Genomic DNA, 12,413 nt, shown 5'->3' with positions numbered 1-12,413 from the left:
CTGATGATCGTCATGCGAGATGGACCGATGGGCGGTTCGGGCCGCGGCCGGAGGTACCGGACCGCCCGCGGCCCGAAACCGGATGGGGTGCCTCAGGCCGGGATCGTGGCGGCCCGACCGGCAGACGTGGTCCGCAACTGACCGACGTGCTCGATGTAGTACTCCTCCGGGACCTCACGCTCGGCGTTCGCGATCACCTCGGTGAAGTCCCACTTCTTGAGCAGCTTGCCGTCACGGAACATCGGCTGCAGCACGTTCTCCGACTCCGGGATCGAACCCTTCGGAACCGTGGTGTAAGTACCGTTCTCATACTTGAGGGCCAGCCGACCGGCCTTGGACACCTTGAACCCGGCACCCGTCGGCGACTTGGCGATGTCACGCCACTCACCGTTCACCCGCACCGCAGAAGCCTTCTGACCGAAGTTCATCGTGTCCCGATTCCAATGCTGCAACAGACCACCACCCATCCCGAACACCGCATTGTCCGCAGCCAGACCACGACGCTCCAGCTCCATGTAGACCTGCGGAAGACTGTGGAAGTTCACACCGTCACCCTGCACCACCCGGACGAACGGCGGGAGGATCTTGAACCCCTTGCTGTTCGTCTCGTAACCGAACGCGTCCATCAGCCACTCGGTGGTATCCGCGGTGACCTGCACGATGTCTCCGGAATCGGGCCGCACACCGACCAGACCGGGGAAGTTGCGGACCTCCTCCTTCAGTTCGCCACCGATGATGTTCTTCACGCAGTGCTCGTGGTCATAGGTGTCGGTCAGCAGCAGGACACCACCGGCGTTACCCGCATAGACCTCGAGCATGTTGCGCAGCGCCTCGGTCTCGTGCGCGCGACCCCACGCACAGAACCCGGCGTGCTCGGAATTCGGCACCGAGTTCGACACCTTGCCCGCGTTGTAGAACCGCTTCGCCGCCAGGATCCCGGGAACCGTGTCACTCTGATCAAAATTCACCAGATGCGCCAACCCACCCAACGCCGCCGACTGCTGCGAACTCACCCCACGAGCACCGTAATCATGCAGAATATTACGAAGCAACTGCGGATTATCCGAAGTACGCGCCAACGCCTCCTTGATCACCATCTTCGACAACCAACTCACCGTACCGATCGTCGTCGGATACCACACCGCACGCAACAACGCCGTCTCGAAGAAACTCGTCGCCCAGAAATACTTCGGATCCGTGTTGATCAACTGAACCAACACATTACGAGCCGGCAGCACGATACCCTCCGGGACCGCCTCGATCTCCACCGGCAGATACCCGCCATGATCATTCAGGATCCCCAACCAGTTCTCCCGGTTGAAATGCATCCCCTGCTCACGCACCACGAACTCGGCCTCATCGATGTCCTCGAGCGTGACCGGCCGCATCAGACACTCCCGCAGATACGCCTGCAGACCCACGAACTGCGTCACCGGCCACGCCCCACCACGCGACTCGATGTAACTCGACACGTACTCCGTACCCGGCGGATAGAGCGGATAGTGACAGTGCTTGTAGTTGTCGGTGTTGATGATCAGGTTGTCCAGGTAGCCCATCAGGTAGCTCGCCTTCCACGTGAGTCGGTTCTACTGAGAGAGCGCGGTGCCCGCGACTGGGCAGTGAGCTCGACTGACATGCGTGACCTCGTGACGGCCACATCCTGAGAGCCCTGAGGGCGGACTGCATGGCCACCCGATCTGGAGACTCGCAGGGTCACTATGTTATCGATTCTACTGTGATCGTCAACTCATCGACCGGAGAAAGTTCCCCACGTTTGCCGGGCCGGCGATCGCCCCCGATCGGAGTGCACCCTTCCGGTTCAGCATCGATGCACGTCAGAGGCGCAAACTCGAAGCTTGGTCGACGCCGGACCGAGAGCCTGAAGCCTAGCCTGCACTGCAGGCAAGCATGATGCATCTCAGGTAAAGAAACGTTTCTATCGAGATTGAAGTCCTCCGACGATTGCCGGAGGGCGGTGCGATGGTTCAAGACTGCGTCGAAGGGCAGGGATACCGGGTCAGAGCCCGGCGCGGGCGGCGTCGATCTCTCCGTCCGTCGGCATCCCGGCACGGGCGCCGAGCATCGCCACCGAGAGGGCGGCGGCCGCATTGGCGTCGGCGACCGCGGCGCGGAGCGCGGTGCCTCGGGCCAGCCTCGCGGCGAGAACTCCGTTGAAGGTGTCGCCGGCCCCGGTCGTGTCCCGGACCGTCGCGGGGAGCGGGGGGACACGCTCGGCATCACCGGTCGCGGTGACCAGCAGAGATCCTTCGGCGCCGAGAGTCGTCACGACCGGTGCGCGGGACCGCGAGGCCAAGGCGCGTGCCCGGACGACAGCCTGCTCGATCGTCCGGTCGGCTCCGGCGAGCTCGGACGGCGTGAGCGCCGCGAGCTCACCTCTGTTCGGGGTCAGGATCGCTCCGGATCCGACCAGCTGGTGGACGACGGGGGTGACCGGAGCGGGATTGAGCAGGCAAGGCACGCCGGCTGCGATGGCGAGTTCGACGGCGACGGCGACGGCGCGGTCCGGAATCTCCGTCGAGACGAGGAGACAGCCGGTCTCGGGGAGACTCGCGCTGACAGCCTCGTGCACGTGCTCGACCGAGAGCGCACTGTTGGCGCCGCCACCCACCGCGATCTGGTTCTCGCCGTTCTCGTCCACGACGATCAGCGCGACACCGGTCGGACAGCGGGTTATCACCTCGACGTTGTCGACGATCACCCCGTCGGCCCGCAGCTCCGCCAGCGCACTGCGACCGAGATCGTCGTCTCCGACTGCGCCGATATAGGTCACGGTCGCCCCGGCCCGAGAGGCGGCGACGGCGGCGTTCGCCCCCTTCCCGCCGCCGTGGCGTTCGACACCGGGACCCACCACGGTCTCCCCCGCCGAGGGCAGCGTGGGGGCGGTGACGACCATGTCGACGTTCACCGCCCCGACGACGAGAACTCCGGGCATCACGTTTCCTCCTCCGGCGGACAGACCGAGTCGCGGAGCTCGACCGACACCGGAAGCGGTGAGATCGGCCCGACGGGTCTGCCCTCGAGTGTGTCGAGCAGTACGGTCCCGGCCTGGAATCCCATGTCGTGTGCCGGTTGGCGCACGCTGGTCAGGCTGGGAGTCAGCAACGAGGAGAAGGGGAGGTCGTCGAAACCGACGATACTGACGTCCTCGGGTACACGAAGGCCGACGTCACGACACGCCTCGACCGCGCCGATCGCCATCAGGTCGTTCGCGCACAACAGAGCGGTCGGCCGCGGCCCGCCGGTCTCGCAGAGCGCCTTGCGCGCGAGCTTGGATCCCGACGCCTGCCGGTAGTCCCCATTGAGGACGACCACCTGGTCCGGGTCGATCCCGGCACCCGCGAAGGCCTCCCGATAGCCCGCGAGCCGCTGCTGTGACGTCCACAGTGCAGGAGGCCCTCCGATGACCGCGAGCCGGCGATGTCCCTGCTCGAGGACATGGGCAGCCACCTCACGGGCGCCCCGCCGGGAGTCACAGACGATGGTGGGCAGTTCCAGGCCCGGGAGCTGTTCGTCGACCAGCACCACCGGTCCGGTGCGCGCCAGCTCGTAGAGCGGTGCGGGCGCGGTTCCGGTACCGGACAGATAGACCACGCCGTCGACTCGCTGGCTGCGCAACAGCCGGGTCTGGTCCTCTTCCGGTTGATGGCCGGCGTCCGGTACCACCAGGACGACCAGGACGTCACGAGACGACGCGGCTCGCTGCACACCTTCGGTCACCATCGCGAAGAACTGGTTGGCCAGTTCCGGGACGACCATTCCGATCGTCGATGCCGACCGCCGCTTGAGGTTGCGGGCGGATTCGTTGGGCGAGTACTCGAGTACGCGGATCGCATCGAGCACACGGTTCCGCCGATCCGGCGCCACCGGTCCGCTGTCATTGAGGACATAGCTCACGGTGCTGACCGAAACGCCGGCATGCCGAGCAACGTCCTTCATGGTCGGCCGACGGCGTCCTGACATCCCGTTCCACTCCCTCTGGTCTCCTGTGCGTACCGATTCGAGCGAACACGTGGACGCGGCGGCGGGGGCCGGCCTGCCGGGATCAGCGGCGGGGCGAGCCCGGACCGCTCGACTTTCCGGGGCCCGGCGTGGCGCAGTCATCGTCCCACGCCGGATGCCCGGCCCGTATCGGACATCCAGCAGCGAGGCACCCGACGCCATCCGATTTCCGCCCTCGGAGCGGGCGATGGAACGTGTCCGGACCGATCAGCGTGCCCGGTGACCGGCCCAGTTCATAATCCCTTCCCACAGTTTCTGGTAATGGGCCCAGCCGACGAACTCAGGCGGCGCCCAGTGCGGAGCCAGATCCGACGCGAATGCGACTGTCCGGCCGTCGCCCGACTGTCCGGCCACCAACAACGGATCCCCGGCCGCCGATCGGGCGATCGTGGTCGCCTCGGGCCGCGGGATGAGCTTGTTGTAGCCGAGAAGCATCGGCCAGTCGGCCGGAGTGCCCCCGAGAGCCGGGTGATCCGGATGGTCGAACTCCGCCTTGATGCCCTCGGAGGCCTCGATCCGGTCGTCGTGATCGAGCACGGTGACCGGCAGGACCGGCGCCAACGGGCTCATGCCGTAGCGAGCCCGACCGTCGATCCCGCTGAAGGACATGTATCCCCCGACCATCACCAGGCCACCACCACCGCGGGTCCAGTCCGCGAGCACAGCGAGCTTGTTGGCGCTGCGTTCCGAGCGCAGGAACGTCTCGTCCGGCAGCAGGAACGAGTTCGAGCCGACGTCGGACAGCACGACCACGTCGAACTGATCGAGTTCCTCGGCCGACCGCGGAAAGCGCGCCGAGATCTCGTGGGCCCGCACGTAGGTCACGGCGAACCCGGACCGTTCCAGAGCGGCCAGGAACTCACCGGCGCCCTCTTCGTACTCGGTGGTGTGGAACTGGTCGAACCCCTTCAGGTGAGTCGTGTGCTTGATCCACGACTCACCCGCGACGAGTACCCGCAGGGCGGAGGTCTCGGTCGATGCAGCACTCACAGCAGTCGGTCTCCTACGTGAAAGGCGGTGTCCGGAGTTTCCGGGCCGCCGGGGTGGTGATCTCGCACAGGTGCCCTACGCGCCGCAGGTCCGCAGCACCTTCCGTGGAAGGACACACGGCAACTTGATTCGTTTCTATCATATCTCTGGTCAGCGGAGCTGAGTCAAGGGCGTCGGCACCCAGTCATCGACACCCCGCCCTGGTGCCGGATTGCCGCACACCATGCGTTCATCCCGTCACTGATCCACTGTCTCCAGCTTTCACCAGCGCAGCTGGCAGGCAAGCACGATGAACGACACGCCCGGATCGAGGCGCCGAGCCCGACGTCCGCACGACGATCGAAGACGCCCTCTCGGCCGAAACTGCCATGAGAAAGCATTCTATCCTGGCGCCTGAAGGTGCGCGGCGGCCGCGAATCCGTCTCCCGGTGCCGGGCCACGTCCACGGTGCTTGCCGAGCTGATCACGGGACCGATGGGTACGCGGCTCGACGCCGAGCGCGGGCCCCGTCGACTGCGGGCCGAGTCCCTTCCGGTCCGAGCCGGAGGGCGTGCAGCCGTGCTCGATGCAGGGTTCGACGGGATGCCGGTCCATGGTGGACGGTTCACAGACTCACCTCAGAGAACACGAGCAGCCGTGGCTCCGTGTAGTCCTCCATCGCGGCCCGCACTCCCTCACGCCCGATCCCGGACTCCTTGACTCCCCCGTACGGCATCTGCTCGGCGCGGAACGTGGGGATGTCACCGACGATGACACCGCCGACCTCCAGCTCCCGGTGCGCGCGGAAGGCCGTCTGGATGTCATGGGTGAAGACGCCGGCCTGCAGGCCGAACCGCGAGTCGTCCAGCGCCCGCAGGCCTTCGTCGACACCATCGACCGGCGTCACGGTCACGACCGGCCCGAAGACCTCGTCCCGGCAGATCCGCGACTGCGGAGGAGCGTCGATGAGCACGGTCGGCGAGACCAGCACGCCCTCGACCTCTCCGCCGGTGACCACACGTGCTCCGCCGGCAACGGCGTCGTCGATCCATTCCTTGACCCGCTCGGCGGCGGCCCGGTTGATCAGCGGACCGACCGTGGTCGTGGGCGACCACGGGTCCCCCACCACGAGGTGCTCGATCTCGTCGACCAGCAGAGGCAGGAAACGCTCGTGGAGCGCCTGGTCGACCAGGACGCGCTGCACCGAGATGCAGGACTGGCCCCCCTGCGAGTTGGCACCGATCGCGATCCGCCGGGCCGCTCGCCGGAGGTCGGTGTCCGAAGACCAATCCGGGCAGATCAGCACCCCGGCGTTGCCGCCGAGCTCCAGCGTGACGTGCTTGCGGGGTACCGCGTCCCGGATGGCCCAGCCCACCGGGCCGGAACCGGTGAACGACACCACCGGCATCCGTGGATCGGCCACGAGCTCGGCCGCCGTGTCGTCGTCGACCGTGAGCACCGAGAACGCACCCTCCGGCAGCCCGCTGCCGGCCAGTATCTCCCCCAGCAGCAGCGCGCTGAGCGGGGTCTTCGGCGCCGGCTTGAGCACGATCGGTGCGCCCACCGCCAGGGCCGGGGCGACCTTGTGGGCGGCCAGGTTCACCGGGAAGTTGAACGGCGTGATGCCCAGGACCGGGCCTCTGGGGAACCTGCGGTGCAGCGCCAGGCGTTCCTCCCCGGAGGGTTCGCTGTCCAGGCGCTGCAGCTCACCCGACCAGCGCACGGCTTCCTCCGCCGCCCACCGGAAGGTGGAGGCCGCCCGCTGCACCTCGGTCCGCGACCAGCTGATCGGTTTGCCGCTCTCCCTGGTGATCGCCGCCGCGACCTCGACCGTGCGGTCGAGCAGACCCGCCGCGACCCGGTGCAGGGCATCAGCGCGACGGTGGACGGGAACGGCCGGCAGAGTGCCTCGCGCATGGTGGGCCAGCTGCACCGCCTGCTCCACCTGCTCGGCATCGGCGAGGCCGACCTCGGCCACGAGCTTGCCGGTCCACGGCTCGTGCACCGGCAGGGTCGCGGCACCGGTCACCGGCCGTCCGCCGATCCAGGAGCCGGCCCGCCGGACGGGCGTGCCGGCGGTCATGCCGGCCCGCGTCCGGCAGACCGGGCACCGCTGCCGGCGCGCTCGCCGGATGAGGCGCCGCCGTCCGCGTCGGTGACCGACGCCCGTCCCGCGACCGCGCCGGTCCCGGAACAGAGCGAGCGATGGCCTCCGGCAGGTGTGCTGTGGGGCGGTGGACGGTGGTGGAGGATGACGACGTCGTACACCGTTGACTTCCGATCAGGCCGTGGGCGGTCAGGGACTCGAGGATCGGGACGGGGTACCGGCGTGAGACGACACCGGTGCCGGATGACCGGATGGCGATCGGGCTCGTGCTCGGACTGCTGCACCGCCCGGCGCTCTCGGGAGGGCCCGGCAGGTGCACCGGCCCGGGCTGCGACGTCGCGGCGATCGATCACCCGCCGGAACCCGCCGGCCGCTCGTCGAAGACCATCGTCTTGTTCTCCAGGTAGGCCTGAAGTCCGGCGACGCCACCTTCACGACCGATACCGGACTGCTTGAATCCACCGAACCCGATGCCGAAGTCCGCACGATTGTCGTTGTGTCCGACGGTCCCCGAGCGCAGTTGCACACCGACCGCCCGCGCCCGATCCGCGTCCGGGGTGAACACCGAGGCGTTGAGGCCGTAGATCGAGTCGTTGGCGATCCGGACGGCGTCCTGCTCGTCCTTCGCCGGGATCACCGTCAGCACCGGACCGAAGATCTCCTCCTGCGCGATCCGCCACGAGTTGTCCACCTTGCCGAACACCGTCGGTTCGACAAACCACCCGCGCTCGATGCCGACCGGCCGTCCGCCGCCGGCAGCCAGCACCGCACCCTCGCTCAGGCCGATCTCGACGTAGCCTTCGACCCGCTGCCTCTGACGTCGCGTGGCGAGGGGGCCCATCTGCACATCGGCGTCGAACGGATCTCCGACCCGGACCTGCGAGAACCTCGCAGCGAGGGACTCGACCATCGCATCGTGCCGATTCCGGGAGACGATGATGCGGGTGAGCGACCCGCAGATCTGACCGGTGAGGAAGCACTCCGCCCCGGCGAGGACCGCTGCGGCCTCGGCGATGTCCGCGTCGTCGAGCACGATCGCGGCGGACTTGCCGCCGAGCTCGAGCGAACAGCGGCCGACCCGCTCCGCCATGATCCCGGCGATCGCCTTTCCGGCGGCGGTCGATCCGGTGAAGGCCACCTTGTCGACCCGAGGGTCGCGAACCAGGGTCTCGGAGACCTCGCGGTCGGCGGTGACCACGTTCAGCACACCGTCGGGCAACCCGACCCGCTCGGCGATCTCCGCCATGACGAGTGCGGCGCCCGGCGCCTCGGGCGAGGCCTTGAGGACTACCGTGCAACCAGCCAGCAGGGCCGGGGCGAGCTTGTACGCGATCAGGGTCATCGGCACGTTCCACGGGACGATGGCACCCACCACGCCGACCGGTTCGCGCCGGATCAGACCGAAGCTGCCGCCACCGGTGGGAGCGACCGGTTCTTCGAAGGCGAACGATCCCGCGAGATCGGCGTAGTAGGAGTACGCCTCAGACACCTCGGCCATCGCGGATCTCGCAGCTCCGACGAGGATCCCCGACTCCCGCGGCCAGATCTGGGCGACGTCCTCCGTGCGTTCCTCGACCGCCGTACCGATCGCGCGGAGGAACTCGGCCCGCTCTGCGTGCGTCAGACGCGGCCACGGACCGACGTCGAAAGCCGAGCGCGCCGCGCCGACCGCGGCGGCGATGTCGGCGTTCCGCGCCTCCGCCACGCTGAAATAGACCTGCTCGGTGGCCGGGTCGATGACGTCGATCGTGTCCGAGGACGTCGGCTCGACCCACCGGCCACCGATGTAGAACTTGTCCGGCCGCTCGACGGGTACGGTGCCGGCGTTCGTGGCGCCCATGGGTGTCCTTCCTGTCTCCGTGCGGTCCTGCACGGGTCACCGATCAGTCCGAGTTCATGCGTCACTGAAGGGGCTGGGGTCCACCAGGCGGCGACGGATCGACTGGTGGAGAGGGCCGTCGGCCTCGTAGGTGCTCAGCGCGTCGGCCCAGTCGTCGTCGCCGAGGAAGGCGGTCCACTTCGCATCGAGCTCGGCCAGGTCCGAGAACTGCAACACATAGACCAGCTCGTTGAAGGAGTTGTCACCGAACGACGTCCGGCCGACGCTGACGACCTTCATCCCGTGCCTGTCGAACAATGGCAGGGTCACCTCGCGAAAGAGCTTGATAATCGCGGGCAGGCGCCCCGGAACAGCGACGTACTCGCGAACCTCGTAGATCACCTTGCAGCCACTCCTCTCTTCACGAAAAACGGACTCGCGGCAGCTTCGCGACAACTACCTGGCGATCGATATCAACGGAAGGCAGGGAGCACCTCCTTCGCCATCATCTCCATGTTCTCGATGACCGCCTCGATCGGCATGCCCACCGCGACCAGGCAAGCGAGGTGATCGACACCGAGCTTCTCGTAGCCCTTGAACCTCTCGATCATCCGATCAGGAGTGGTCAGCACCGGATCTGCATACTTCTCATACAGATCCTCCGTCGAGAAACGGTACTGCTCGGGCTTCATGCGACCGGCCGTGACGAATTCGCGATCGCGCTTCTCACCCAGACCGCGAGCAGCCAGTCGCTCCTCCCGGGAGCCCGTGGTGCCCTCGCCCTTGACGAGCGACATGTAATAGTTGTACTCGTTGACGAAATCGTCGAAGTAGCGTGTGGCCTCTGCCTCCGTGCGACCGACCCAGGTGTGTCGGAGCGCCATCACCTCACCCCGGGGCCGTCCGCTCTCGGCAACGGCGTCGTTGTAGCTCTGGAGGAGCGCCTCGAAATCACCGTGTGGCTCGAAGCTGCCGTAGTTCGGCGCCGTGATGAGATTGAGGCCCTGCTGACCGACCTTGCGGGCGCCGTCGACGCTCTGCGAGGCCACCCACAGGTCGGGGTGCGGCTTCGTCGCCGGTTTCGGCACGAGTGTCGTCGACGGAAAGGAGAAGTACTTTCCGTCGTACTCGACCTCGTCCTCCACCCACAGCCGCCTGATGATCTCCAGCGACTCCTCGTACATGGCGCGTGCCTCGGCGGGGTTCACCCCGATGCGGTCCAGCGTGTAGCGGCTGCCGCCACGGGCGACGCCCACCCCCACACGTCCGGGTGCGAGGTGGTCGAGCAGGCTGATCTCGGAGGCGATGAGCAAGGGATTATACGCCGGCAGAACCACCACACCCGGCACGATGCGCAGGCGCTTCGTACGCGCAGCGGCCACCGCGGCGAAGGTCAGCGCCGAAGGATTCGCCACATAGTTCTGGAACTGGTTCTCGTTGATGGTGATGCCCTCGAAGCCGAGGTCTTCTGCTGCATCAACGATACTGAGCATGTCATTCAGCAGGTCCGACCAGGGTCGGCTCATGTCCGGATAGAAGAACGGTGCGGTCACCCAGAACTTCATTGCCACTTCGCACTCCTTGAATTGCCGTGAGCCGGGTGCTCACTCAACCCGGCTGCGGACTGCGGCGGGATCATCGCCGCGTGCCGTGGAACTCGACTCGACCGGCAGCGTCGATGTGACGCTCACGCGATCACCCCATCAGCTTTCCACCGTGTCCCCACCGGGAACGCGGCACGCTGTGCAGGATGACCGTGCTGTCGGCTCCGGCCTCTCCGATGACGGAGGTGACTGCTTCGGTGATCGCCTCGACCATCCGTGCACTGAATTCATCGTCCTGAAACCGCTCGGCGAAGAAGCTGGCTTCGATGTAGGGCATGCTGATTGCACTCCTTCTTCATGAAACTCTGGTGCTGTCGGCGCGGTCTTCGGGCTCGTCGAGACGGCGACGACGACGCCCTGGCGGATTCACGAGGGCTGCCGAACTCCGCGCACTCCGTCGATGTCCAGCACGTCCGAGGTGGCGCGCAGATGATCGGACAGATCGCGGCCACTCCGCACGACGTGTTTGATGTTGGCCACCTGCCCAAGGACTCCGATATCGGCCAGCACGTCGCCGGCGACGACGACGGCGTCGCCGGCGCCACCTTCCCTCAGAACCCCGAGATCCGGCCGGTCCAGGAGCGCGGCCGCATTCACGGTGGCCGTGGCCAGGGCTTCGTCGGTGGTCATTCCGTACCGGACGTAGAGCTCCAGCTCCCGCGCGTGAGCCCCGAACGGGCAGAGCGTCCCCGAGGAGTCGGTGCCCATCACGATGCGCACGCCGGCCCGGCGAGCCAGCTCGAAGGACTCGATGGTGCGGTCGTGGGCGTCACGCAGTGCCTCCACACCCGCCGCGGTCAGGCCGCGGGCGGTTCCTTCGCGCTGACACCAGTCGTTGAAGGCCATGGTCGGCACCAGGAACGTGCCACGCCGAGCCATCTCGCTCGCGGTGTCCTGGTCCAGGTACGAACCGTGCTCGATGCTGTCGACACCGGCCTCGAGGCTGCGCCGGATGCCTTCGATCGAGAGCGCGTGCGCTGCGACTCGCAGGTCCAGGTCGTGTGCCTCGTCCACGATCGCCGCCAGCTCGGCGACGCTGTAGTTCGGCCAATGCGGCTGCTCACCGCGCGACATGCCACCGCTGGCCATCACCTTGATGAAGTCGGCCCCCTCGCGGGCCTGGAGTCGCACGATCTTGCGACACTCCTCGACGCCGTCAGCGGTGTCCCACTGCTGCCGCGGGGTGTACGGCGGATAGAAGAGATCGCCGTGACCGTTCGTCATGGTGATCCACCAGGGAGACACCACCAACCGCGGTCCGACCGCCAACCCGCACTCGACGAAGTCACGCAGCTCGATCTCACCGACGTCGCGATGCCCCATGACTCGCAGGGAGGTGAAGCCGGCGGCGAGCGCCCGGTGCGCGTTCCGCAACCCGTGCAGCAGTTTTCCCGGCCTGCTGACCTGGCCACGGAACACATCGCCGGCGACGACGTGATCGTGATCGGAGTTGGTCGTGAGGTGCACGTGGGCGTCGATCAGACCGGGCAGCACGGTGCAGCCGGTGGCGTCGACGCGCGGCGTCCCCTCCGGCACGGCGATGCCCCCGGCGCGCCCCGCGTAGACCACCGTTCCACCACGGATGTAGACGAGCGCGTCCCGATGATGCTCATGGGGACCAGCCCAGAGAAGACCGCCCTCGATGGCGATGTCGTTCATGGAGCCTCCTGGTCCTCACCTGCGACACGGACGGGTCCGCCGGCCGCTGTGGAACCGCCGGAGCGGCCGGCGGACCCGTCGCACCATCGCGCTGCCGGACACCTCGCAGAGTCGATACGGGGCGCCTCGAGCGAGAGTACTATAGAATCGTTTCCGTCTCTAGCAAGAGTTGCAGAGCCCATCGCGGCCCCCGCGTGAGGGGAGTCTAGCCACACCGGACGTAGCACTACAAGTG

The 12,413-nt window shown here is 67.2% G+C and carries 10 protein-coding genes; all 10 read right to left on the bottom strand.

Features of this window, described 5'->3' with window-relative positions:
• Positions 1–92: 92 nt before the first annotated feature.
• Positions 93–1,556, bottom strand: a complete 1,464-nt coding sequence (locus Pdca_RS10375; protein WP_125911352.1) for a nicotinate phosphoribosyltransferase — start codon at positions 1,554–1,556, stop codon at positions 93–95.
• Positions 1,557–2,017: 461 nt separating this feature from the next.
• Positions 2,018–2,953: a ribokinase gene (locus Pdca_RS10370; protein ID WP_085915295.1), complete on the bottom strand. Its 936-nt coding sequence runs from the start codon at positions 2,951–2,953 to the stop codon at positions 2,018–2,020.
• Positions 2,953–3,957: a LacI family DNA-binding transcriptional regulator gene (locus Pdca_RS10365; protein WP_085915294.1), complete on the bottom strand. Its 1,005-nt coding sequence runs from the start codon at positions 3,955–3,957 to the stop codon at positions 2,953–2,955. The genes Pdca_RS10370 and Pdca_RS10365 overlap by 1 nt, the downstream gene beginning before the upstream one ends.
• Before the next feature lie 270 nt (positions 3,958–4,227).
• Entirely contained in the window at positions 4,228–5,010 is a 783-nt protein-coding gene (locus Pdca_RS10360) for a glutamine amidotransferase (protein WP_085915293.1), read from the bottom strand.
• A gap of 604 nt (positions 5,011–5,614) precedes the next feature.
• Positions 5,615–7,072: an aldehyde dehydrogenase family protein gene (locus Pdca_RS10355; protein ID WP_085915292.1), complete on the bottom strand. Its 1,458-nt coding sequence runs from the start codon at positions 7,070–7,072 to the stop codon at positions 5,615–5,617.
• Between the two features lie 373 nt (positions 7,073–7,445).
• Positions 7,446–8,936, bottom strand: a complete 1,491-nt coding sequence (locus tag Pdca_RS10350) for an aldehyde dehydrogenase (protein WP_085915291.1) — start codon at positions 8,934–8,936, stop codon at positions 7,446–7,448.
• A 54-nt stretch (positions 8,937–8,990) separates the two neighbouring features.
• Positions 8,991–9,317 carry an NIPSNAP family protein gene (locus tag Pdca_RS10345; protein WP_085915290.1) on the bottom strand — a complete coding sequence of 109 codons (327 nt, stop codon included), beginning with the start codon at positions 9,315–9,317 and terminating at the stop codon, positions 8,991–8,993.
• 71 nt (positions 9,318–9,388) lie between these two features.
• Positions 9,389–10,480 carry an LLM class flavin-dependent oxidoreductase gene (locus Pdca_RS10340; RefSeq protein ID WP_085915289.1) on the bottom strand — a complete coding sequence of 364 codons (1,092 nt, stop codon included), beginning with the start codon at positions 10,478–10,480 and terminating at the stop codon, positions 9,389–9,391.
• A 130-nt stretch (positions 10,481–10,610) separates the two neighbouring features.
• Entirely contained in the window at positions 10,611–10,796 is a 186-nt protein-coding gene (locus Pdca_RS10335) for a tautomerase family protein (protein ID WP_085915288.1), read from the bottom strand.
• Positions 10,797–10,885: 89 nt separating this feature from the next.
• A complete protein-coding gene (locus tag Pdca_RS10330) occupies positions 10,886–12,178 on the bottom strand; it encodes a metal-dependent hydrolase family protein (RefSeq protein ID WP_085915287.1) in 1,293 nt (430 codons plus the stop codon).
• Positions 12,179–12,413: the final 235 nt, after the last annotated feature.

The organism is Pseudonocardia autotrophica (assembly GCF_003945385.1).
GTDB lineage: Bacteria > Actinomycetota > Actinomycetes > Mycobacteriales > Pseudonocardiaceae > Pseudonocardia > Pseudonocardia autotrophica.
The sequence above is the reverse complement of the archived record's forward strand: the minus strand, read 5'-3'. Positions and strand labels throughout refer to the sequence as shown.